At 34.1% G+C, this 25,128-nt stretch carries 18 protein-coding genes; 14 read left to right on the forward strand and 4 right to left on the reverse strand.

Going from position 1 to position 25,128, the window contains the following annotated elements; all coding sequences use genetic code 11:
• The 6 genes from lepB (BJS11_RS06335) to BJS11_RS06360 all read left to right on the forward strand — a co-directional run bounded on the left by lepB (BJS11_RS06335) (position 1) and on the right by BJS11_RS06360 (position 10,199).
• Positions 1–519 carry a signal peptidase I gene (gene lepB, locus BJS11_RS06335; protein ID WP_069994947.1) on the forward strand — a complete coding sequence of 173 codons (519 nt, stop codon included), beginning with the start codon at positions 1–3 and terminating at the stop codon, positions 517–519.
• Positions 520–537: 18 nt separating this feature from the next.
• A complete protein-coding gene (gene lepB, locus BJS11_RS06340) occupies positions 538–1,113 on the forward strand; it encodes a signal peptidase I (protein ID WP_069994946.1) in 576 nt (191 codons plus the stop codon).
• Positions 1,114–1,261: 148 nt separating this feature from the next.
• Entirely contained in the window at positions 1,262–4,726 is a 3,465-nt protein-coding gene (gene addB / locus BJS11_RS06345) for a helicase-exonuclease AddAB subunit AddB (protein WP_069994945.1), read from the forward strand.
• Positions 4,723–8,382 carry a helicase-exonuclease AddAB subunit AddA gene (gene addA / locus BJS11_RS06350; RefSeq protein ID WP_180365209.1) on the forward strand — a complete coding sequence of 1,220 codons (3,660 nt, stop codon included), beginning with the start codon at positions 4,723–4,725 and terminating at the stop codon, positions 8,380–8,382. The genes addB and addA overlap by 4 nt, the downstream gene beginning before the upstream one ends.
• Positions 8,383–8,548: 166 nt before the next feature.
• Complete coding sequence (locus BJS11_RS06355; protein ID WP_069994943.1) at positions 8,549–9,451, forward strand: fumarylacetoacetate hydrolase family protein; 903 nt, start codon at positions 8,549–8,551, stop codon at positions 9,449–9,451.
• A gap of 358 nt (positions 9,452–9,809) precedes the next feature.
• Complete coding sequence (locus BJS11_RS06360; protein WP_069994942.1) at positions 9,810–10,199, forward strand: YisL family protein; 390 nt, start codon at positions 9,810–9,812, stop codon at positions 10,197–10,199.
• A gap of 98 nt (positions 10,200–10,297) precedes the next feature.
• On the opposite strand, the gene BJS11_RS06365 is transcribed toward BJS11_RS06360, so the two are convergent.
• Positions 10,298–11,620, reverse strand: coding sequence for a CoA-disulfide reductase (locus tag BJS11_RS06365; protein WP_069994941.1), 1,323 nt, complete (start codon positions 11,618–11,620; stop codon positions 10,298–10,300).
• 21 nt (positions 11,621–11,641) lie between these two features.
• Positions 11,642–12,484 (reverse strand): Cof-type HAD-IIB family hydrolase, encoded by an 843-nt coding sequence (locus BJS11_RS06370; RefSeq protein ID WP_069994940.1) that lies wholly within the window; start codon positions 12,482–12,484, stop codon positions 11,642–11,644.
• Between the two features lie 113 nt (positions 12,485–12,597).
• On the opposite strand from BJS11_RS06370, the gene BJS11_RS06375 reads away from it, so the two are divergent.
• From BJS11_RS06375 to clpB, 3 genes are all read left to right on the forward strand, one after another.
• Positions 12,598–12,906, forward strand: a complete 309-nt coding sequence (locus BJS11_RS06375) for a metal-sulfur cluster assembly factor (RefSeq protein ID WP_069994939.1) — start codon at positions 12,598–12,600, stop codon at positions 12,904–12,906.
• A 229-nt stretch (positions 12,907–13,135) separates the two neighbouring features.
• The gene (locus BJS11_RS06380) at positions 13,136–14,965 is read left to right on the forward strand and encodes an acyltransferase family protein (protein ID WP_069994938.1); all 1,830 of its coding nucleotides are present in this window, start codon (positions 13,136–13,138) and stop codon (positions 14,963–14,965) included.
• Positions 14,966–15,298: 333 nt separating this feature from the next.
• The gene (gene clpB / locus BJS11_RS06385; protein ID WP_069994937.1) at positions 15,299–17,908 is read left to right on the forward strand and encodes an ATP-dependent chaperone ClpB; all 2,610 of its coding nucleotides are present in this window, start codon (positions 15,299–15,301) and stop codon (positions 17,906–17,908) included.
• A gap of 344 nt (positions 17,909–18,252) precedes the next feature.
• Here clpB and BJS11_RS06390 read toward each other — a convergent pair whose 3' ends face one another.
• Positions 18,253–18,447, reverse strand: a complete 195-nt coding sequence (locus BJS11_RS06390) for a YjzD family protein (RefSeq protein WP_069994936.1) — start codon at positions 18,445–18,447, stop codon at positions 18,253–18,255.
• Between the two features lie 230 nt (positions 18,448–18,677).
• On the opposite strand from BJS11_RS06390, the gene BJS11_RS06395 reads away from it, so the two are divergent.
• The 3 genes from BJS11_RS06395 to BJS11_RS06405 all read left to right on the forward strand — a co-directional run bounded on the left by BJS11_RS06395 (position 18,678) and on the right by BJS11_RS06405 (position 22,365).
• On the forward strand, positions 18,678–19,619 hold the full coding sequence (locus BJS11_RS06395) for a beta-ketoacyl-ACP synthase III (RefSeq protein ID WP_069994935.1): 942 nt from the start codon (positions 18,678–18,680) through the stop codon (positions 19,617–19,619).
• Between the two features lie 12 nt (positions 19,620–19,631).
• Positions 19,632–20,876 (forward strand): beta-ketoacyl-ACP synthase II, encoded by a 1,245-nt coding sequence (gene fabF / locus BJS11_RS06400; RefSeq protein ID WP_069994934.1) that lies wholly within the window; start codon positions 19,632–19,634, stop codon positions 20,874–20,876.
• Positions 20,877–21,108: 232 nt separating this feature from the next.
• Positions 21,109–22,365, forward strand: a complete 1,257-nt coding sequence (locus BJS11_RS06405) for an MFS transporter (protein ID WP_069994933.1) — start codon at positions 21,109–21,111, stop codon at positions 22,363–22,365.
• A 145-nt stretch (positions 22,366–22,510) separates the two neighbouring features.
• Here the strand turns inward: BJS11_RS06405 and BJS11_RS06410 are convergent, their stop codons facing one another.
• Positions 22,511–22,885, reverse strand: coding sequence for a DUF3899 domain-containing protein (locus tag BJS11_RS06410; RefSeq protein WP_069994932.1), 375 nt, complete (start codon positions 22,883–22,885; stop codon positions 22,511–22,513).
• Between the two features lie 245 nt (positions 22,886–23,130).
• Here BJS11_RS06410 and opp3b point away from each other — a divergent pair, with 245 nt between their 5' ends.
• Both opp3b and opp3C read left to right on the forward strand, forming a co-directional pair.
• Positions 23,131–24,057: an oligopeptide ABC transporter permease gene (gene opp3b / locus BJS11_RS06415; RefSeq protein ID WP_069994931.1), complete on the forward strand. Its 927-nt coding sequence runs from the start codon at positions 23,131–23,133 to the stop codon at positions 24,055–24,057.
• Positions 24,057–25,124, forward strand: coding sequence for an oligopeptide ABC transporter permease (gene opp3C, locus BJS11_RS06420; protein ID WP_069994930.1), 1,068 nt, complete (start codon positions 24,057–24,059; stop codon positions 25,122–25,124). Before opp3b ends, opp3C begins: the two co-directional genes overlap by 1 nt.
• The last annotated feature ends 4 nt before the right edge of the window (positions 25,125–25,128 follow it).

Genomic DNA, 25,128 nt, shown 5'->3' on the forward strand with positions numbered 1-25,128 from the left:
TTGCGAAAAATATTAAAACATTTGATTTCGATAATACTAGCGATTATTATTGTACTGTTGATTCAGGCTTTTATAATAACTGGGTCAGTCGTTAAAGATCACAATATGAGTCCTAATTTAAAGCAAGGTGATCGTATTATTATCAATAAAATTAAAACAACATTTGATTTGTTAGATAATAATGATATGATTATGTATCGTAACGGAAATAAAATTTATTTTAGTAGAATTATTGGCAAACCTGGTCAATCAATAGCATTTAAAAATGGTGTGTTATATAGAGATGACAAACAGGTGAAAGAAACATATGCTAATAAAGGTGTCGATGATTTATCACTGAGAGATATCAAACACTCTGAAGGTGATATTATTCCACCTAATGCTTATTTTGTATTGAATGATCAACGTAGTCACAAGCAAGATTCAAGGACATTTGGTTTTGTACAAAAAGCAGATATTATTGGAGATGTCAGTTTGAGATATTATCCGTTTAAAGCATTTACAGTGAATTTTAATTAAATAGATGAGGTGTAAAAATTGAGAAAAGAAATAGTCGAATGGATTATATCCATTGCTGTTGCAGTCGCTTTGGTCGCGCTGATTGTCAACTTTGTAGCAAAACCGTATACAGTTAAAGGTGATTCCATGGATCCTACATTAAAAGATGGCGAACGCGTAATCGTAAATTTATTTAGCCAAAAATTTAAAGGACTGGAAAAAGGTAACGTAATCGTCTTCCATGCTACAAAAGAGAATGATTATGTAAAACGTATCATCGGTACAGAAGGCGATAATATTGAATATAAAGATGACCAATTATATGTTAACGGTAAAAAAGTTAAAGAACCATATTTAGATTATAATGAAAAACATAAGCAAGTTAATTACATTACAGGAAGTTTTGAAACGAAAGATCATAATCAAGTTGATGGGAAAAATAAAATTCCAAAAGGTAAATTACTTGTATTAGGTGATAACCGTGAAGTCAGCAAAGATAGTCGTTCATTTGGTTTGATTGACGAAGATCAAGTTGTTGGTAAAGTATCATTTAGTTTCTGGCCACTTAATGAAATGAAATTTGGCTTTAATCCAGATACAAATTATGAAAAATAAAATATAATCTATGCGAGACGAAATGCTTATTGAAAAAAGTGTTTCGTCTTTTTTGGTTGCATAAAGAGGCATGAAGAAGTACTTCATGAAATGACATAACATGACATGTTATGTGTTAAAATGTGAGTCAAAGGAGTTGGCGTATATTATGGAATTAAATGCTTATATTGGCAGAGCAGGAACTGGTAAATCTACAACCATTATTGAAGAAATTAAACAGAAGATGCGTGACAATCCCTTAGGTGATCCGATTATTTTAATTGCGCCTACACAGAATACGTTTCAATTAGAGCAAGCATTTGTAAATGATGCAACTTTAAATGGTAGTTTGAGAACTGAGGTGTTACACTTTGAACGCTTAAGTCACCGTATTTTCCAAGAAGTTGGCGGTTTAATGGAGCAATCATTGTCTAAATCAGGTACAGAGATGATGATATATGACATCATACAACAGCACCAATCAGAGCTGAAACTTTATCGTTCTCAAGTGAAGTATTATGGCTTTAGTGAAAAACTGTATGAACAAATACAAGATTTTAAAAAATATGCAGTCTCACCTGAACAATTAGAAACATATATTGCAGAAAATGAATTACAAACTAGAACGAAACACAAATTACAAGATATCGCACTCGTTTATAAACATTTAGAAGATCGTATTAAAGGGGAGTATGTTTCTACAGAGGATAGTTTGCAACGCTTCATATCAATGATGAATCAATCTGAATGGCTCAAACGTGCTGAAATTTACATTGATGGCTTCCATAACTTTTCAACATTGGAATATCAAATCATTCAACATCTCGTTCAATATGCTAAGAAAGTTACAGTCGTGTTAACTACTGATGGCGATAAAGATTTATTCAGCTTATTTAGAAAACCATCTGAATCATTGTCGCATATTGAAAGCATTGCGCATGAATTGAAATTAGAATTAAATATTCAACGTTTTGATAAAGTACAAAGATTTGAAAATGCAGACTTAAAACATTTAGAAAAGCATTTTAATGCATTGCAATTCGAACCTGTTGCGGCACATGGTGATATCAAAGTACTTGAAGCATCTGGAATGCGAGAAGAAATCAATGAAGTTGCGCGTCGTATTTTGCGAGAAAATCGTGAGTTAGGACGACGTTTTCAGGATATTGCAATTTTATATCGCGATGAGTCCTATGCTTATTTAATGGAATCGATATTACCGCAATATGACATTCCATATCATATTGATGTGAAGGCTTCGATGACACATCATCCAGTTATGGAAACTATTCGTTCACTCATTGAAGTGATTCAAACGGGCTGGAACTTTGACCCGTTAATGCGTTTATTTAAAACGAACGTGTTATCTAAAAAATTTAAAGATAGTAATTATCTCATAGATATTTTAGAAAACTTTGTGTTAGAACGTGGCATTTATGGAAAACGTTGGTTAGACCATCAATATTTTGAAATAGAGCAATTTAGAAAAATGGGACTCAAGCGTCAGCCACTCACGGATGAGGAACGAGAAACATTTGAACGTGTTATTCAATTGAAAACAGATGTCATAGATAAAATTATGTTGTTTGAATCCCGAATGAATGATGCTACAACGGCCATCGAATTTGCGACTGCATTTTATGAAGCAATGGAATCTTTTGATTTACCAAGCCAATTAATGACTGAACGCGACACCTTAGATGTGAATGGTCAGCACAAAGAAGCAGAAGAAATTGATCAAATATGGAATGGTTTTATTCAGACATTGGACGATGTAGTTACTGTATTTGGAGAACAAGCTATGTCTAAGGGACGTTTTTTAGAATTATTTGATATTGGGCTTGAGCAATTAGAATTTGTCATGATACCACAAACATTAGACCAAGTGAGTATAGGAACAATGGACTTGGCGAAGGTAGATAACAAACAACATGTTTATTTAGTAGGCATGAATGACGGTGTATTACCACAAACTGTGACGGCATCTAGTTTGATTACTGATGAAGAGAAAAAATACTTTGAAACACATGCATCAATAGAATTAAGCCCGACTGCAGATATTTTACAAATGGATGAAGCGTTTGTATGTTATATCGCGATGACGCGTAGTAGAGCCAATATCACGTTTTCTTATGCATTAATGGGAACGAGTGGAGATGTGAAGGAACCAAGTCCATTCTTAGAGCAAATTCAAGCACTATTTACGAATTTAGAAGTTCAAAATATACAACATCTACATCAAGCGGAGCCCTTACAATTAATGGAACATCCACATCAAACGAAAATAGCATTGTTTGAATCATTAAAGGCGTGGCTTGATGATGAAATCGTGGCTGATACATGGCTAGACACCTACCAGGTGATGCGTGATGATACGCGCTTAAATGAAGGTCTCAACTATTTATTGTCAGCACTCACATATGATAACCAGACTGTCCAATTAAGTGAGTCATTGGCGCAAGATTTGTATGGTAAGACGATTAATGCAAGTGTCTCGAGATTTGAAGGTTATCAGGCTTGTCCTTTTAAACATTTTGCATCGCATGGTTTAAGGCTAAATGAACGTACCAAATACAAATTGGAAAACTTTGATTTAGGAGATATTTTCCATCGCGTATTAAAATTGATTTCTGAGAAAGTTAATGGTGATTTTAAAAATTTAAATCCAAAACAAATACGAAAATTAACCGCAGAAGCTTTAAGTGAGATATTACCAGAAGTTCAGTTCAATTTATTAGATTCAACGGCATATTATCGCTATTTATCACAACGGATAGGTGCAATCGTAGAAACGACATTAACCGCACTGAAATATCAAGGCACGCATTCTAAGTTTACACCACAACGTTTTGAGGCTGCTTTCAGAAGAAAGCCGCGTGATCATAACGAGTTGCTTGCAGCACCATTACAAACGACACAAGGTGTACCTATTAATATTCGTGGACAAATCGATCGTATTGACACATATCAGCATGGTGATGAAAGTTTTGTAAATATCATTGACTATAAATCGTCTAGACATAGTGGAACGTTAGATTTAACCAAAGTGTATTATGGTATGCAGATGCAAATGATGACTTATATGGATATTGTACTTCAAAATAAAGCGCGCTTAGGCTTAACGGATATGACGAAGCCAGGTGGCCTGCTGTATTTTCATGTACATGAACCACGAATAAAATTGGCGTGGAACCAATTGACCGAAGAAAATAGAGATTCAGAGTTTATACAGTCATTTAAACTGAGTGGTTTATTGAACAGTGATGCCACGGTATTAGATGCATTTGATACAAGATTGGAACCAAGTTATAATTCTGACATTGTGCCATTAGGACTAAAAAAAGATGGTGAAATTAAAAGTAATAGTAAAGTCGCAGATGAGGCAACTATTCATAAACTTATACAACATAATAAACAAAATTTTATTGAAACAGCTTCTAATATTATGGATGGTCATACAGAAGTTGCACCTATGAAATATAATCAGACGCTACCTTGTGATTTTTGTAATTATAAATCAGTCTGTCATGTGGATGGAATGGTAGATAGCAAAAGATATCGTACAGTGGATGAATCGATTGATCCACTTACAGCAATTCAAGATGTTACGTTAGAAAGTGAGGATGAGTCATAATGAGTGAAATCCCAGTTAAACCACTTGATACACGCTGGACGGATAATCAATGGAGAAGTATTTACGCAAAAGGACAGGACGTACTTGTTGCTGCAGCGGCAGGTTCAGGTAAAACAGCAGTATTGGTGGAGCGTATCATTCAACGTATTATTAAAGATGAAATAGATGTAGATAAATTATTAGTGGTTACATTTACGAATGCAAGTGCACGAGAAATGAAACATCGTGTTGATCAACGTATTCAAGAAGCCTCTATTGACCATCCTGATAATGCTCATTTGAAGAACCAACGTGTGAAAATACATCAAGCGCAAATTTCGACGCTACATAGTTTTTGCTTGAAGTTAATACAACAGCATTACGATGTGTTGGATATTGACCCTAATTTTAAAACGAGTAGTGAAGCGGAGAATATCTTATTGCTAGAACAAACAATTGATGAGGTATTAGAGCAACATTATGATATATTGGATCCTCATTTTGTAGATTTAACGGAACAACTTTCATCAGATCGAAATGATGACTTGTTAAGAAGTACAATTAAACAAATGTATTTTTTCAGTGTCGCTAATCCTGATCCTTTACATTGGTTGCAACATTTAGCGAAACCCTATGAGGATGAAACACAACAAGCATCGCTTTTACAACTATTGAATGATTTAGCCATGATATTTATGAATTCAGCACTTGAGGCCTTAAATAAAAGTTATGATTTATTCATGATGCTAGAAGAAGTGGATAAGCAAGTAGCAGTATTAGATAAAGAGCGCCGGTTTATCGCACAAGCACTTGAAGATGGCGTACTCAATACGCAAATTATTGCTGATCATCAATTTGAAGCACGTTTTCCAGCTAAAAATAAAAAAATCAAAGAAGCTAATGAAATGATGCTGGATGCATATGATGATGGGAAAAAATATTATGATCAATATAAGGCACTGGTTGAAAAGGTGCAAGAAGATTACTTCTCCCGTAGTGCAGAAGATTTAAAACTAGATATGCAACGACTTGCACCTAGAGTCGCATATCTTGCACGAATAACGTCAGATGTGATTGAGCAGTTTAATCAGAAAAAACGTAGTCGTAATATCTTAGATTTCTCAGATTACGAACACTTTGCATTACGTGTGTTAATGGATGCGGAGGGACAACCTTCGGAAATTGCAGACATGTATCGCAATCAGTTTGAAGAAATATTGGTGGATGAATATCAAGATACGAACCGTGTTCAAGAAAAAATCATCTCATGTATCAAGAGAGGCAATGAGTCTGACGGTAATTTATTTATGGTTGGTGACGTGAAACAATCAATTTATAAATTTAGACAGGCGGATCCAAGCTTATTTATTGGAAAATACCAGCGTTTTACGTTAGATGGCTCAGAAAATGGCATGCGTATTGATTTGTCTCAGAATTTTAGATCTAGAGAAGAAGTCTTAACGACCACCAATTATCTATTCAAACATATGATGGATGAGGCAGTAGGTGAGATTGTCTATGATGATGCGGCACAGTTATACTATGGTGCGCCTTTTGATGATCGACCACACGACGTACAAATGAATATGCTCATTGAAGATGCAGGTTCCGACTTAAATGGTTCCGAACAAGAAGCGGAATATATTGTTCAACAAGTAGAGAAAATTATGAGTGAACATGAAATTTATGATGTGAAAACTGAGCAATATCGTAAACCGAATTATAAGGATATTGTGATTTTAGAGCGGTCTTATGGACAAGCTAGAAAAATTCAACAGGCGTTTAAGGATCACAATATTCCATTTCATGTTAACAGTAAGGAAGGGTATTTCGAACAAACAGAAGTACAATTGATTTTGTCGTTTTTAAGAACAGTAGATAATCCATTACAAGATATTTATTTAGTTGGCTTAATGCGGTCAGTGATATATCAATTTACGGAAGATGAATTATCTAAAATCCGTGTTTGTAGCCCTAATGACGATTATTTTTACCAATCTGTAAAACATTATATGGTAGATGACACAGCGGAGCAGGCTTTGGTTGAAAAGCTAGCAGCCTTTCTAAAAGATATCGCACACTACCAAGCTTATAGTCAGAATCATCCCGTATATCAATTGATTGATAAATTCTATAATGATCACTATGTGATTCAGTATTTTAGTGGCATTATCGGTGGCAAAGGACGTCGTGCCAATTTATACGGTTTGTTTAATAAAGCTGTAGAATTTGAAAATTCTAGTTTCCGTGGTTTGTATCAGTTTATTCGATTTATAGATGAATTGATAGAGCGCGGTAAAGATTTTGGAGAAGAAAATATTGTCGGGCCGAATGACGATGTTGTGAGAATGATGACCATTCATAGTAGTAAGGGATTAGAGTTCCCATTTGTTATTTATTCGGGGTTATCACGCAAATTTAGACGTGATGACTTACGTCAACCTGTGATTTTAAATCAAAGCTATGGTCTAGGGATGACTTATTATGATATTGAACGTCAACTATCTTATCCCTCATTATCATCAGTAACCTATAAGGCAATCGCAGAAAAAGAAATGATTTCTGAAGAAATGAGATTGATATATGTTGCATTAACCCGTGCGAAAGAGCAGTTATTCTTGATTGGTCGTGTAAAAGATGAAAAAGAAATTACACAACTAGAACAAGTTTCTGTATCGGACACACATCTGCCAGTGAGCTATCGACTTACAGCACAACGCCCAATAGACATGATTTATCCTATTTTAGCCAAATATCAATCATCATCATTACCGAATACATTGCGGTTTGAGTCATCAATTGACGACATTCCTCGAGCAATGAAGCCTTATGTTCAATTGAATACAGAATTTTATGAAGATATCGCTTCAGAAATTGTCGTTTCGTCAGATGAACAACGTTCTATTGAAGACATTCAGACGATTCATACCGGAAATGATGTTTTGAAAGCACAAATCCATGAACAATTAAGCTATGAATATCCATTTCAGGATGCGATTGAAAAGCCTTCGAAACAATCAGTGTCGGAATTAAAACGTCAACTTGAAACGGAACAATCGGATACTAATTATGATAGAGTGAGGCAGTATCGTATAGGCACGACTTCGTATGAACGACCAGCATTTTTAAGTCATAGTAAAAAAAGAAAAGCCAATGAAGTCGGAACACTCATGCATACAGTAATGCAACATTTACCTTTTAAAATAGAAGGGCTGTCACAAAAGGATATTGTAGCACATGTAGATCAACTCATAGAAAAACATATTATTCCTGAAGATGCGAAGACAGACATTCAATTTGAAGATATTTATCAATTTATTGACAGCGATTTGTATCAAATGATTGCAAATAGTGACGCAACTTATCGTGAATTACCGTTTGTTGTAAATCAAGCGAAAGTTGATCGCAAAGAAGAAGACTTAGATGATACATCTATTATCCAAGGGATGATTGACTTAATTTTTGTGAAAGATGGACAGTACTATTTTGTGGACTACAAGACAGATGCATTCAACAGAAGACGTAGCATGAGTGATGATGAGATCGGTGCACAACTAAGGTCTCGCTATAAAGTTCAAATGGAGTATTATCGTAATACCTTGGAGACGATATTAAAAACAGATGTTAAAGGTTATTTATATTTCTTCAAATTTGGACAACTGTCTATCGAAGGCTAATGACAAGTGGTCTCATTAATTAGACGATACTTTTAGTTGGATTTTTAAAACTGTTGTTCAGTATGAAATGGCCAGAATTTTTTGTATATACTAGTTATTTATTTGTTATTTAGTAGTAAATATAGTTATAATATGAAATAAGATATAGATGAGGAGCTGATATTGAATGAAATTTCTATCATTCAGACATGAAGGACAGACATCTTATGGTGTGAAAGTTAAACGTGAAGAAGCTGCATGGGACTTGAAAAAAGTATTTGCAGATTTTGCTGAAGGTGCATTCCACCCTAAAACGTTATTAAATGGACTTCAAGAAAATCAAACAGTTGATTTTCAGGAACAAGTTCGTAAAGCAGTTGTAGCTGCGGAAGATAGCGGTAGAGGCGATGAATATAAAGTTCAATTTAGCGATATTGAATTTTTACCACCTGTAACACCGACGAATAACGTGATAGCTTTTGGTCGCAATTATCAAGCACATGCCAATGAGTTAAATCACGAAGTACAACGCTTATACGTATTTACAAAAGCGGCTTCGTCATTAACGGGTGATAATAGTACAATTCCTAATCATACAGATATTACAGATCAATTAGACTATGAAGGTGAGCTGGGTATTGTAATCGGAAAATCCGGTGAGAAGATACCTAAAGCACTTGCCCTAGATTATGTATATGGCTATACAATTATTAATGATATTACGGATCGCAAAGCGCAAAACGCACAAGATCAAGCCTTCCTTTCTAAGAGCTTAACAGGCGGTTGCCCAGTTGGTCCTTATATCGTAACGAAAGATGAGTTGCCAACACCTGAAGATGTGAATATTGTTACGAAAGTAAACAATGAAATTCGTCAAGACGGGAATACAAGTCAAATGATTTTAAAAATTGATGAATTAATTGAAGAAATTTCAAAATTCGTAGCGTTACACCCAGGAGATATCATTGCGACAGGTACCCCTGCAGGTGTAGGTGCCGGCATGAACCCACCAAAATTCTTACAACCTGGTGATGAAGTTAAAGTTACAATCGATAATATTGGTACATTAACAAACTTTATTGCTGAATAATTAATATTAAGAAACGTCCGAGTCACTAAAATATGTCTCGGGCGTTTTATTTCGTCAAAAGTAGGAAAATATGTATATAATTTTAAATGTTATAATAATTTGACAGTTATTCTTTTTGAAATGTATGAAGATTTTAAGTATGATTAGGGGAGGCTGAGATAAAATAGTTGTCTCAGATTCTTTATTATTTAGGTAGCAGGTGACTGAATTGAACATGTGCTTATACTAAGCTTTTCAATTTTAGTTATCCATACCGGGGTGTGACTACAAAATCATTTTTAGAAAAATTGATGATTGTGCCATTCCCAATAATTTCTGTTTTATATAGTAGAAAAAATAGTGTGGGGGGTTATATACGATGTTACATATGCATATTGCAAGTTGGGTATTATTGATTATCCTTTTCTTTGCAGCTTATTTTAATTTTTCTGAAAAACAAGGTGCTTCACCTTATTTTAAACCGATTCAAATGTTATTAAGATTATTTATGCTTTTAGTCTTAATTTCTGGTTTTTGGGTTTGGATTCAAGCCTTTTCATCAGGTGATGCTGGTGGACATATGTTATTGACGTTAAAAATGATTTGCGGCGTTGCTGTGATTGCGTTGATGGAAGTGTCCATTACAAAACGTAAAAAAGGGCAACCAAGTCATGGCTTAATGTGGACGACAATAGCTGTTATTATTTTGACAATGATTATAGGCACTATCTTGCCGATGGGGCCTATAACACAAATGTTTGGTTTATAAAAGAACATAATACAGGCATAAAAAGGGCAGAAACATGAGTTTTTTCATGTTTCTGCCTTTTATTTTTTCAGATAACTAATTTGAATGATTGTGTATATTTATTTATTACGTGCCTTGTAACCAATCATATTAATGATATCTTTCGGACTGCTATAAGGTGGCGCATAGGCAACTTCAAATTCAACAAGCTCATCTATAGTTAGTTTATTCATCATTGCCATTGAGAGTACATCAATACGTTTGTCTACACCTTTTTTACCTACTGCAGCAGCACGGATGATACGTCTGTTTGACTTATCAAAATACACGCGGAGATGTAGCTTAGTATTTCCTGGGTAATAACCTGCATGTGTACTTTGTATAGATTCTACCATTTCATAATCAAAATTTGACAGTTCTTGAGGTGAAATGCCGACACTGGCGAACGTATAGTCAAAGAATTTTACGATATTAGCACCTAAGAAACCCTTGAAATGAATGTCTTTATTTCCAGCTAATTGCTCAGCGATAATACTTGCACCACGGTGTGCACCCCATGCTAAGGGTACATGCGCAGGTAAATCTACGTGACGATAGTGCGAAGTAATGATGTCACCCAGTGCGTAAATATTTGAGATATTAGTTTGGAATTGTGCATTTACCGGCACGTATCCTTTATCATCTAAATGAATATTTGATGATTTAATAAATTCGGAGTTTGGTTTAACACCGACACCTTCAATGATTAAGTCATATCTTTCTACTTTACCAGATTCAAAATGAACTTCATTACCATTCACTTTAGTAACCTGTTCATTGAAACGATAGGAAATATTGCGTTGATCCATTTCATCTATAATAGCTTGATTCATATCTTGATCCATCAATTTATTAATATGTTCTGAGCGATGAATAAGTGTTGGAGCAATACCTCTCTCATATAAATTATCAAGAATTTCGAGACCAATATAACCTGTGCCTATGACAAGTGCTGTTTTAACCTGATTTTTTTCAATAAAAGTCTCAATCGCATCGGTATCTTCCATGTTTCTTAAAGTGAAAGCAATAGAGTTATCTAGGTTTAATGTGTTTGCGCGACAACCTGGACTTAATATCAACGTATCATAAGTTTCTTCAAACGTTGTATCATGCACACGATCATATACTTTCACTGTATTTGTCATATCGTCGATAGAGATGACTTCGTGATAGGGTTTAACATTAATCTGTTTTGCATCGTAGAAAGATTCAGGGGTAGCTTCTATTACTTTGTCACGAGCATCTACAACATTACCTAAGTAGTATGGTAATGCGCAATTTGCAAAACTCATATCACGGTCTTTTTCGAAAACGACAATTTCACTTTCTTGATCTAGTCTTCTAATTTGGCTGGCAACTGTTGCACCACCTGCAACTGCACCAACAACTACGATTTTATTCATAAGATACCTCCTAGTATAGTATTAAATGCTAGAATGCGTTGAAGTCTCATATGGCATATTTAATTGGAAATAGTCGTTCAAATAACGTCCAATACCATCTTCATTGTTAGAGTACGTGATACGATTAGCGACATGTTTTAGTTCATCTAAGCCATTGGCCATTGCGATGCCATGCTTCGCATATTTAATCATTTCTAAATCATTATCCTCATCACCAAATGCAATAATATGATTTCTATCGATATTCAAATGTGATTTCACATAATCTATACCACGTGCTTTGCTAATACCTTGTTTTACAATTTCAATGACTGGAAATGGTGAGCCCCATCTACGGTGTTCTATATTTTCTGCATAAAATCGAGTCAGCATTTGTTTGATTCGAGGAATCATGATATCTTCGGCCTCGACTAAGATAGATGTTGGTGATTCTGTCAGTGAACTTAACAAGTCACCGGTTTCGACTTTCGGATTACCCATTGAAAAGCCGTCGAATAATTTTTGGTCAAAATTATTAATAAAGACATAATCCTTTACTTCAGCTATGATATTAGATACACCGTAATCATTGAGCGATTGAATAATGTTTCTAGATAAATCTAAATCTAAAACTTCATGTTTTGATTCGAAATGTTCATCTTTAGGATGATGTACAAAGGCCCCGTTAAAGTTAACGACTGGTGTATCCATATTTAATTCATGATAATATATTTGACTGGCTCTATAAGGTCTACCAGTAGCAATCATAAGTTTATGACCTTGCTGTTGTAATTGTGTTAATACTTGTTTTGTATATGGTGTTATGACTTTATCATCGTTTAATAGCGTGCCGTCTAAATCTAGACAAATTAAATAGGGTTCCATTTAAATCTCCTTAATGTTTGATAATCGGTGTATGAATATCATAGCATTTTATTGGCGTTTTGTAAGATATTTGATATATTGTTAGTATCATTAAATTCGAAGAGGTGAGTTGAATGGATGAAGGATTAAAAGATAGTATATTAAATGCATTAGAAATGGTTATTGATCCTGAGTTAGGCATAGATATTGTCAACTTAGGTTTAGTATATAATGTAGATGTTAATGATGAAGGTCTATGTACGGTGGAAATGACTTTAACATCAATGGGTTGTCCTATGGGACCTCAAATCGTTAACCAAGTTAAAATGGTACTTGCGGAAATTCCAGAGATATCGGATACAGAAGTGAATATCGTTTGGAGCCCACCATGGAGTAAAGATATGATGTCTCGTTATGCGAAAATTGCGCTAGGCATCGGTTAATTCAATACTCATAAAAATAATAAAACTAGTCTAATTTCTTCATTAAAGATATTAGATTAGTTTTTTTTTGAATAAAATGAAGTTTTTAAAACAGGATATTAATATAATAAAAATATTTATGGTGCAAATCATTAAAATAATTGCAGTTTTGTTACAAAAGCATTACAATAGCTTGGTACATAAAATAATAGCGCGAGCAATTTAATTGGGGATGAAAGTATGATGAGCAATGAAAAGTAAATTAAATAGGACAAATCAGTTAAAGCATCAAACACGTTACATGCCTGGTTTAGATGGACTGAGAGCCATTGCCGTCATTGGTATCATTATTTACCATTTAAACAAACAGTGGTTATCTGGAGGTTTTCTTGGTGTGGATACTTTCTTTGTGATTTCTGGTTATTTAATCACAAGTTTATTACTGTACGAATTTGAATCCAATGGTGCCATCGATTTGAAAGCATTTTGGTTACGTCGATTTAAACGCTTGATACCAGCAGTGTTTGTATTAGTATTTACTGTAACATTGACAACGCTCATTTTTAAACCTGAACAGATAATAAGTATTAAGCAAGATGCATTTGCAGCGATTTTCTATGTATCCAATTGGTGGTACATCGCTACTGATGTCAATTATTTTGAACAATTTGCATTCATGCCACTAAAACATCTATGGTCTTTAGCAATAGAAGAACAATTTTACATATGTTTTCCAATAGTCATTGTCGTGTTATTATTAACGGTAAAAAAATATCGCAATATATCGCTGATTTTTTGGATTGTATCGCTGATTTCATTAGCATTTATGATTTATATAGCACAGCCACATATGCATCATTCTCGTGTGTATTTTGGAACGGATACGAGACTTCAAACAATGTTACTAGGTGTCATACTAGCATTTATTTGGCCTCCGTTTAAATTGAAAGAAAATCCAAACAAAGCGTTAAGAACGATTATAGATAGCATGGGTGGATTTGGAATGATAATATTATTATTGTTATTCATTAAAGTAGATGACAATAGTGATTGGATATACAATGGCGGGTTTTACCTTATTTCTGGTATAACATTATTTGTTATCATGAGTGCAGTACATCCGTCAGGTTATTTCGCTAAAATGCTAGGTAATGCACTATTTATATATATAGGTAAACGCTCATATAGTTTATATTTGTGGCATTTTCCAGTTATAAGCTTCATCCATTCTTACTTTGTGGATGGGCAAATGCCGATATATGTATATGCCATTGACATTATTTTCACAGTTGTATTTTCGGAAATATCATATAGATATATAGAAACACCATTTAGAAAACAAGGATTGAAAGCATTTAGTTTAAATCGTTTCAAAAAAGCACCTTTCATAAGAACTGTTACTTTAATGTTGATTACTGTTCCTACATTATTTATATTTGCTGGGGCTTTTGATAAATTTGGCACAAATCAGCCGAATCAGCAATCATCTTATAACACTAATGAAATCGACAAGTATCTTGTACGTCCTATTCCTGTGGATGATGTTAATTTCTTAGGTAAATCTGATTTTAAAAAAGATAAGAAAAATGAGGTTTATACGGACCTTAAACCTTTACTTATTGGGGACTCTGTCATGGTGGATATTGGTGAAACCTTTAAAGAGCAAGTACCTAATGCAAATATTGATGGTAAAGTTGGACGCAATTTATATGAAGCTGCACCACTTGTTGATCAAAAATATAAGCAATACAACAATAAATCTAGTCAAGTTATTCTAGAGTTAGGTACAAACGGTGATTTCTCAGAAGCGCAATTAGAGGAATTAATTAGTAAATTTGGAAAAGCTAATATTTATCTTGTAAATACACGTGTACCAAGAAGTTATGAAAGTCATGTGAATCAACTTATGGCAGATGCAGCTAAAAAACATGAGAATGTTACATTAGTAGATTGGTATAAACGTTCAGAAGGTCACAGCGAATATTTCGCACCAGATGGGATACACTTAGAACCATCGGGTGTACGTGCATTGAGTGATGAAATTATAAAACATATTGCTCCTAAAAAAGAGCATTCATAGATGATTCATGAAGTTGAGAAGCTGGGACAAGCGTAGATGTCTCAGCTTCTTGTTTGATTTTAGGTATCCTTAGCTGGTAGGTGAAATGACAAAAACTATTTAGATAAGTTAGGTTTCTATTCTACGCTTATTTGTTTTAACTGTTTAACATTTTAAAAATAAGGGCAAAACATGATTATATAAGTCTTTTGACATTATAAAATTAATTGAAAAAGTATAATCATATGAGTTGAAAAGTCGAGAAGAAAGTACTATAATTTAATTAAGGTCAAAGAAAGTCAAAGTCAAACTTACTTTATTTTGATCAAAGACTAAATGGTGAGGTGAATCATTTTGGATATTAATCAAATGACCTATGCAGTTCAAAGCGCATTGCAAAAAGCGGTAGAACTTGCTAAAACATATGAAAATCAAAATATTGAAATTGAAGCAATACTAAAAGCATCATTAGAAGAAAGTGAAAGCCTATTCAATAGTGTATTAGAAAGAGCAAATATTGATACAACTTCACTCAATCAATCATATGAAACAAAATTGCAAAGTTATCCAACTGTTCAAGGCGATAACGTTCAATATGGACAATATATAAGTCAAAAAGCAAATGAATTATTCAACAAAGCAGAGCAGTATATGAAAACGTATGAAGATGAATATGTTTCGATGGAACATATCATTTTGGCTGCAATGGATGTAGACGAGATTACACAACAGTATGTCGATAATAAGAAGGAAATTATCGTAGAAATTATTAAAAAAATTAGAGGGGGAAATCATGTGACGACACAAAATCCAGAAGCAAATTATGAAGCTTTAGAAAAATATGGTAGAGATTTAGTAGAAGAAGTCCGTCAAGGAAACATGGATCCTGTGATCGGAAGAGACGAAGAGATTCGAAATACAGTGAGAATTTTGAGTAGAAAAACCAAAAACAACCCAGTTTTAATTGGGGAGCCTGGTGTAGGTAAAACAGCCATCGTAGAAGGACTTGCGCAACGAATTGTCCGTAAAGATGTACCAGAATCATTATTAGATAAAACTATTTTTGAATTAGACTTAAGTGCACTTGTAGCAGGTGCGAAATATCGTGGTGAATTTGAAGAACGATTAAAAGCGGTACTTAAAGAAGTGAAAGATTCAGATGGTAGAATTATTTTATTTATAGATGAAATTCACATGCTAGTAGGTGCTGGTAAAACAGAAGGTGCAATGGATGCAGGCAATATGTTGAAACCGATGCTTGCTCGTGGTGAATTACACTGTATTGGTGCGACAACATTAAATGAATACAGAGAATATATTGAAAAAGACTCTGCATTAGAACGTCGTTTCCAAAAAGTAAATGTATCTGAACCTGATGTTGAAGATACCATTTCAATTTTACGTGGTCTAAAAGAACGCTATGAAGTATATCATGGCGTACGCATACAAGATAAAGCACTCGTTGCTGCTGCCGAATTATCTGATCGCTATATCACTGATAGATTTTTACCTGATAAAGCAATTGACCTAGTTGACCAAGCTTGCGCAACGATCCGAACAGAAATGGGATCCAATCCAACTGAATTAGATCAAGTGAATCGCCGTGTTATGCAGTTGGAAATTGAAGAAAGTGCATTAAAGAATGAATCTGATAATGCAAGTAAACAACGCTTACAAGAGTTACAACAAGAATTATCGAATGAGAAAGAAAAACAAAGCGCAATTCAATCACGTGTAGAAGCAGAAAAAGAAAAAATTGCGAAACTACAAGAGAAACGTACAGAGTTAGATGAAAGTAGAAAAGCGCTTGAAGATGCAGAAAATAATTATAACTTGGAAAGAGCAGCAGAATTACAACATGGTAAAATTCCAGAATTAGAAAAAGAACTGCGGGATCTTGAAGATGCTTTCCAAAACGAACAAAATGGAGATAATGACCGTATTATCCGTGAAATTGTTTCTGATGAGGAAATTGGTGACATCGTAAGTTCATGGACAGGTATCCCAGTTTCTAAACTCGTCGAGACAGAAAGAGAAAAATTATTAAACCTATCTGATATATTACACGAACGTGTAGTTGGACAAGATAAAGCCGTTGATTTAGTGTCAGATGCTGTTGTAAGAGCACGTGCAGGTATCAAAGATCCAAATAGACCAATCGGTAGCTTTTTATTCTTAGGTCCAACAGGTGTAGGTAAAACAGAATTAGCCAAATCATTAGCCTCTACACTTTTCGATTCAGAAAAACACATGATTCGTATAGATATGAGTGAATACATGGAAAAACATTCCGTCTCACGTTTAATCGGTGCACCTCCAGGCTATGTCGGCCATGATGAAGGTGGTCAATTAACGGAAGCAGTTCGCAGAAATCCTTATTCTGTCATTCTGTTAGATGAAATTGAAAAAGCACATTCAGACGTATTCAATGTGTTACTTCAAATCTTAGAGGAAGGACGTTTAACAGATTCAAAAGGTAGAGAAGTAGACTTTAAAAATACTATCATCATTATGACAAGTAATATCGGTTCACAAATATTACTAGAAAACGTGAAAGATGCGGGCGTCATTACCGAAGAAACTGAAAAAGCAGTTATGACAAGCTTGAATCAATACTTCAAACCAGAAATTATCAATCGTATGGATGATATTGTGCTCTTCAAACCATTAACAATCAATGACATGAGTCATATCGTTGATAAAATTTTAACAGAATTAAATATTAGATTGATGGGTCAACGTATTTCTATCAATGTTTCTGATCAAGCTAAAAATTGGTTAGGCGAAGAAGCATATGAACCACAATTTGGTGCTAGACCATTGAAACGTTTTGTTCAAAGACAGATTGAGACACCACTTGCACGTAAAATGATTAAAGAAAATTTACCAGAAGGTACGACTATTGATATTGATTTATCCGAGGATGGTTTGACGTTTGAGACGCACGAGCCTGAAACAATATAATAAATGATATTAATGTCAGTAGTTATATATAGTAATAAATTTAACAATGCCCAACAAAGTAGAACTTTGTTGGGTGTTTTTATGTACTCATATCATACAGTGCTACCCTAGGAATGTAGCATTTAGGTCGTGCATCTCGCGGAGATGAAGTCAGTGACTAACATTACCATTTATAATTAAAATATATAAGCTAAAATAGTTTGATATAAGCAAATTTTGTGAATAATAAATAACAGTTTATAGAAAAAGTTGTATAACTGCTTTCTTATTATGCCACAAAAAAACTGCTAACCAAGGCTTTGAAGTCTTGATTAGCAGTCAATTTGTATTAGAAATGATTCATATTAATGTTGTTCTTTCGTGTCACTGTTTTTAGGCTTGATAATCGCATCTAGCAATAAAACAGCGATTGTTATGATTACAGCGACTACAATAGGTGTTACGAAATTAAGTGCACCGCCACCATCTAGGCTATTTAGCACGAAATTAATCATTTGTAATAAGACAATAGACCAAAATAAAACTGCGAGGTATTTCATTATGTAATGCCTCCAATATCAAAATATATACATTCATTATAAATAATAAATTGTCATTTGTATAGTACAGAAGTGAGAGTTACCCTTATACTTTGTGATTATATGCTATTTAATTTATAATAACTTGTGATAAATCATCTATAAAAATAGGTGTAGTTCTTGTATTTGAAATGTGTATTATGTTAAATTAATACCTGGTATTAAAATTAAAATTAAGAAGGTGTACAACCATGGACGTGGGTATTAAAGGTTTTGGTGCATATGCACCTGAAAGAGTTGTAGAAAATACCTATTTTGAATCATTTTTAGAAACATCAGATGAATGGATTTCTCAAATGACTGGTATTAAAGAACGTAGATGGGCAAGAGAAGATGAAGAAACATCTGATATGGCATATCAAGCAAGTTTGAAAGCAATTGAAGATGCAGGCATTGAAGCTTCAGAAATCGATATGATTATTGTTGCAACATCAACTGGAGATTATCCTTTCCCATCAGTTGCAAATATATTACAAGATAGATTAGGCATAGGCAAAGTTGCTTCCGTCGATCAATTAGCAGCATGTAGTGGTTTTATGTATTCAATGATTAACGCAAAACAATTTGTGCAATCAGGTGACTATAAAAATGTTTTAGTGGTCGGTGTAGATAAATTATCTAAAATCACAGATTTCACAGATCGTTCCACAGCGATTTTATTCGGTGATGGTGCAGGTGCTGTTGTGATTAGTGAAGTATCTGAAGGTCGCGGTATCTTAAGTTATGAATTAGGATCTGATGGCTCAGGTGCAAAACATTTATACTTAAATCCAGAAAATGGAAAAATATTTATGAATGGTCGAGAAGTCTTTAAATTTGCGGTAAGAATTATGGGTGAAGCATCTAATAATGCAGTAGCTAAAGCAAATTTAACGGCTGATGATGTAGATATGTTTGTACCGCATCAAGCAAATATTAGAATAATGGAATCTGCAAGAGAACGCTTAGGTATTCCAAAAGAAAAAATGAGTGTTTCAGTTGACCGTTTTGGTAATACATCTGCAGCTTCTATTCCGTTAAGTATTGCTCAAGAATTAGAAAATGGTAGGATTAAAGATGATGATGTCTTAGTATTAGTTGGCTTCGGTGGCGGTTTAACTTGGGGCGCTATCACACTAAGATGGGGAAAATAGGAGGATAAATTTATGAGTAAAGAACAACGTGTTGTTATTACAGGGATTGGTGCATTATCACCTATAGGCAATGATGCAAAATCCACATGGGATAACGCTTTAAAAGGTGTAAGCGGAATTGATGCTATTACACGTATAGATACAACAGATTATAATGTACATTTAGCTGGAGAATTAAAAGATTTCGATATAGAAAATCATATACCTAAAAAAGAAGCGCGCCGTATGGATCGCTTTACTCAATATGCTGTAGTTGCTGCTAGAGAAGCAGTAAATGATGCTAAACTTGAAATTAACGATAAGACAGCAGATCGTGTTGGCGTATGGATTGGTTCAGGTATTGGTGGCATGGAAACATTTGAAATTTCTCATAGCCAATTATTAAACCGTGGTCCTAGACGTGTGAGTCCTTTCTTTGTACCTATGTTGATTCCTGATATGGCAACAGGTCAAGTTTCAATTGATTTAGGTGCAAAAGGACCAAACGGGTCAACAGTCACTGCATGTGCAACGGGTACGAATTCTATTGGTGAAGCATTTAAAATCATTCAACGCGGTGATGCAGATGCGATGATTACAGGTGGTTCTGAAGCACCAATCACGCATATGGCATTAGCAGGTTTCAGTGCGAGTCGTGCATTATCAACAAATGAAGATAAAGAAACAGCATGTCGCCCATTCCAAGAAGGCCGTGATGGTTTTGTTATGGGTGAGGGTGCAGGTATAGTCGTATTAGAATCATTAGAATCTGCCAAGGCACGTGGTGCGCAAATTTATGCAGAAGTAGTAGGTTATGGCTCAACAGGAGACGCTTATCATATCACTGCGCCAGCTCCAGAAGGTGAAGGCGGTTCACGTGCTATGCAAGCCGCTTTAGATGATGCTGGAATCGAAGCGAAAGATGTGCAATATTTAAATGCGCATGGTACAAGTACTCCAGTCGGTGATTTAACTGAAATTCAAGCTATTAAAAATACATTCGGCGATGCTGCAGCAACATTAAAAGTAAGCTCGACAAAATCAATGACAGGACACTTACTTGGAGCAACTGGTGGCTTAGAGGCAATCTTCTCTGCACTTTCTATTAGAGATAGCCGTATTGCACCAACGATTCATGCGAATACACCAGATCCAGAGTGTGATTTGGACATTGTACCAAACCAAGCAGAAGATTTAGATATCACGTATGCAATGAGCAACAGTTTAGGTTTCGGTGGACACAATGCAGTATTAGTATTGAAAAAGTTTGCTGACTAAGGATTTAAATCAATTTAATATGTAAATAATGTAGGGAACGGAACGATGAAATCAAAGATTAAATTTTTGGTTTTAGTTGCGTTCCTTTTTTTGCAATTATTAAGTAACATTTGAGTTGCTAAATAAATAAAAGCTGTTAAGAGTTTAAAATTAATTTTTTGTAAAATGTCTATTTTAGAAACACAAATAGTGTATAATGTAAATTATTGGAATTAAGATAGGGGTGATTAAGATGAAACGATTTTTTACATTATCAACAACATTGCAAACTAGAATCATTGCTGAATTCATCTTAATTATTGCGAGTCAAGCGATTTTACCGTTTATGGCATTATACTTAACAAGTAAAGTCAATGCGATATTTGCAGGTACTTTTCTCATAGCTAATATAATTGTAGGTTTTGTAGTGTCTTTCATAGGTGGATACATTGGTGATAATTATAATAGGAAGAAAGTCGTTAATTATGTTCATGGATTATATGCAATATGTTTAATTATTCTTAGTATTACTGTGACAATGGATGGTTTAGGTTTAGTCATTTTTTGTATAACCGTATTCATATTTGAATTATTATTTGCTGCAAGTGAACCGATATTTGAAGCTGCGATTATGGATGCGATATACGAAGATGTTCGGGAATATGTGTATCAATTAAATTATTGGATATTTAATATTGCTACTGCAATAGGCATGTTATTAGGTGCATTATTGTATATCGGACATAAGCATTTGTTGTTTATATTATTTTTCCTTGCAATGCTGTTAAGTTGGTATTTATTTGAAAAGTACTACGATGTAGAGCAAGTTATAAATAAAAAGGAAGATCTTACTTCAAAACTCAAACATTTTATAGAGAGTTATCACACCGTTATTAAAGATAAGCATTATATGTTACTGAATATAGGCTTTATGATGGTTATTATGGCTGAATTAAGTTTGAATTCGTACGTCGTAGTAAGATTGAAAGAAGCATTTGAACCCATTTATATCCTTGGTTTTTATGTTGATGGTGTGAGAATGTTTTCAATTATCATGATTGTGAATACATTAGTCGTAGCAACGCTCACGTTTACTGTAAATAGAATTGTAGATGCAACCTCAAAGCGAATTGCTTTTATCATAGGAATTATTCTCTATACACTCGGATATAGTATATTAATGTCTGCAACATCATTTTGGATTTTATGTTTGTTCTCAATGGTAGCTACAATAGGTGAGTTGATTTATTCTCCAATTCAAAATGCACAGCGTTTTCTAATGATTCCAGACGATAAGCGGAGTACGTACAACACATTTGGAATGATTTCATTTTACGGTGGGAATATTTTAGCGCGATTTGGGCTGATTATAGGAGCATTTATTTTACCGTGGATGATGTCTGTATACGTTGCAGTGATTGTTTTATTAGGCTTTGCTTTATTGTATTACGCACTTTTCCGAAATCCAAATATTGAAGTGAACTCAAAAAAGAGCCTGGGACATAAATAGATGTCTCAGGTTATTTTTCCAATTGGGCAGTAGATGACTGAATTGAAAATGCGCTTATATCAAGCTTTTTTCAATCCTAGTCATCCTTGCCGGGGTGGGACAACGAAACTTTTTTAGAAAAGTAAGTTTCTGTCCCACTCCCTTTTTATATTAGAAATGATATAACGATGGATAATAATACATAAAAAATATTAGTATAAAATGCAGTGACAACCCAAGTTGAAACAAAATAGTGTGTTTTCTTCACTTGTGTCGGCTTAAAAAATTCATCATTTTCTAAAGCATCTTTATGCTTTTTATTTGTAAGTTGATATTTTAATCTTCTAAATCCATAACTTGTTGGATCTAATACACCCTCTTGAACAATAAGAATAATAAAGCTCAAAATAGTTAATGTAATAGCTATGTAAAAAATAATATTAATATACTGAACAAGTGTGTGTGTTGTGAAGAGCCAAAATATTAAAGTGAGTAATGGTGTGAATACAAACCAAAGCAACACGTGAATTGTTTTTTTCAAATAAATGGCCTCCTTTAATTAATATATTTATTGTAACTTAAAATAACTAATAAATGAATAAAAATAGTTATAAAATCTTTTGTACCAACGCTTTTAAAGAGATGGAAATATTTAAAAAATTTTTTCCTTTAATAAAGTAAAGCAAAACAATATTGATTAAAATAAGAAGTAAACGTATAATGTTATTAAATATTTCTGAATATTTAGAAGGGAATGTTTATTCTGAAAATAAAGGGGGATGAAATATGCTTAAGTACGTATTGAAACGTTTAGGGTATATGTTTTTATCACTATTCATTATTATTTCAATCACATTTTTCTTAATGAAGTTAATGCCTGGTTCGCCATTTAATGATGAAAAATTAAATGAAGAACAAAAGCAAATTTTAAATGAGAAATATGGGTTGAATGATCCTGTACCTGTACAGTATGCAAGTTATTTAAAGAATGTTGTTACGGGGGATTTTGGTAACTCATTCCAATATGATAACCAACCTGTATGGGATTTAATTAAGCCAAGGCTGATTCCATCACTAGAAATGGGTTTAACAGCAATGGTGATTGGTGTCATTATAGGACTCATATTAGGAGTCATTGCAGCAGTGCGGCAAAACACCTGGGTTGATTACAGTGCGACAGTAATATCAGTTATAGCTGTTTCAGTACCATCATTTGTATTAGCGGTATTGTTACAATATGTATTTTCAGTTAGATTACAATGGTTTCCAGTTGCTGGATGGGAAGGGATATCAACAGCAGTGTTGCCATCTTTAGCATTGTCTGCAGCAGTATTGGCTACTGTAGCAAGATACATAAGAGCAGAAATGATAGAAGTATTAAGTTCAGATTATATTCTGTTAGCACGTGCAAAAGGGAATTCAACGATGCGCGTACTCTTTGGTCATGCACTTAGAAATGCTTTGATTCCTGTTATAACAATTATTGTACCGATGTTAGCAAGTATTTTAACAGGGACATTAACCATTGAAAATATATTTGGTGTGCCAGGATTAGGGGACCAGTTCGTACGTTCTATCACTACAAATGATTTCCCAGTTATCATGGCAACAACTATTTTATTCAGTACACTATTTATCGTTTCTATATTCCTTGTAGATATTCTATATGGTTTGATTGATCCACGTATTCGTGTACAAGGAGGTAAAAAATAATGGCTGATAAAAAAGATGTAAAATTCAATGATGACCATTCAAATGCAGTAATGACACATACCTCAGAAGCAATACCAGCGTCTGATTTTATTCGCAGTAAGAATGATTTAGAAAAAGAACCTGAGATGCAAAGAGAAAGTAAGAATTTCTGGCAAGATGCATGGGCACAGTTGAAACGTAACAAGCTTGCAGTTGTTGGGATGATAGGGCTTATTATTATTATATTGTTAGCTTTAATAGGACCTTTATTAAGTTCACATGACTATGCGGAACAAGATGTAGAAAGACGTAATTTACCAGCGAAGATACCTGTGTTAGATCAGGTACCATTCCTACCGTTCGATGGTGAAGGGGCGCAAGGTGTTGATGCCTATAAAGAGGCAGGCGTGAAAGAGAATTTTTGGTTTGGTACCGATCAATTAGGTAGAGATTTGTGGTCAAGAACATGGCAAGGCGCGCAAGTATCGCTCTTTATCGGTGTGGTTGCGGCTTTATTAGATATTTTCATAGGGGTCGTTTATGGTGCCATCTCCGGCTTCTTTGGTGGACGGATTGATAATGTGATGCAACGTATTATTGAAATCGTCGCGTCTATTCCTACTTTGATTGTCGTAATCTTATTCGTTTTAATCTTCGAACCATCTATTTGGACGATTATATTAGCTATGACAATTACTGGTTGGATTGGTATGAGTCGTGTTGTTCGTGGTGAATTTTTAAAATTAAAAAACCAAGAATTTGTATTAGCTTCAAAAACATTAGGTGCATCAAAATCTAAACTAATCTTTAAACATATTTTACCTAATACATTAGGTGTTATCGTAGTAACTTCAATGTTTACAGTACCAAATGCGATATTCTTCGAGGCTTTCTTAAGCTTTATTGGAATAGGTGTACCAGCACCTAGAACGTCATTAGGTTCTTTAGTAAACGAAGGTAGAGCGATGTTATTAATACATCCACATGAACTATTTATACCTGCATTAGTATTAAGTTTATTAATCTTATTCTTCTATCTATTTAGTGATGGATTACGCGATGCATTCGATCCGAAAATGCGTAGATAATTAA

This window comes from Staphylococcus caeli, assembly GCF_900097965.1.
GTDB classification, from domain to species: Bacteria; Bacillota; Bacilli; order Staphylococcales; family Staphylococcaceae; genus Staphylococcus; species Staphylococcus caeli.

Coding starts and splice junctions, on each gene's coding strand:
- addB (WP_069994945.1), top strand. CDS start 1,262: ATGGAATTAAATGCTTATATTGGCAGAGCAGGAACTGGTAAATCTACA.
- BJS11_RS06355 (WP_069994943.1), top strand. CDS start 8,549: ATGAAATTTCTATCATTCAGACATGAAGGACAGACATCTTATGGTGTG.
- BJS11_RS06360 (WP_069994942.1), top strand. CDS start 9,810: ATGTTACATATGCATATTGCAAGTTGGGTATTATTGATTATCCTTTTC.
- BJS11_RS06365 (WP_069994941.1), bottom strand. CDS start 11,620: ATGAATAAAATCGTAGTTGTTGGTGCAGTTGCAGGTGGTGCAACAGTT.
- BJS11_RS06370 (WP_069994940.1), bottom strand. CDS start 12,484: ATGGAACCCTATTTAATTTGTCTAGATTTAGACGGCACGCTATTAAAC.
- BJS11_RS06375 (WP_069994939.1), top strand. CDS start 12,598: ATGGATGAAGGATTAAAAGATAGTATATTAAATGCATTAGAAATGGTT.
- BJS11_RS06380 (WP_069994938.1), top strand. CDS start 13,136: ATGAAAAGTAAATTAAATAGGACAAATCAGTTAAAGCATCAAACACGT.
- BJS11_RS06390 (WP_069994936.1), bottom strand. CDS start 18,447: ATGAAATACCTCGCAGTTTTATTTTGGTCTATTGTCTTATTACAAATG.
- BJS11_RS06395 (WP_069994935.1), top strand. CDS start 18,678: ATGGACGTGGGTATTAAAGGTTTTGGTGCATATGCACCTGAAAGAGTT.
- fabF (WP_069994934.1), top strand. CDS start 19,632: ATGAGTAAAGAACAACGTGTTGTTATTACAGGGATTGGTGCATTATCA.
- BJS11_RS06405 (WP_069994933.1), top strand. CDS start 21,109: ATGAAACGATTTTTTACATTATCAACAACATTGCAAACTAGAATCATT.
- opp3b (WP_069994931.1), top strand. CDS start 23,131: ATGCTTAAGTACGTATTGAAACGTTTAGGGTATATGTTTTTATCACTA.
- opp3C (WP_069994930.1), top strand. CDS start 24,057: ATGGCTGATAAAAAAGATGTAAAATTCAATGATGACCATTCAAATGCA.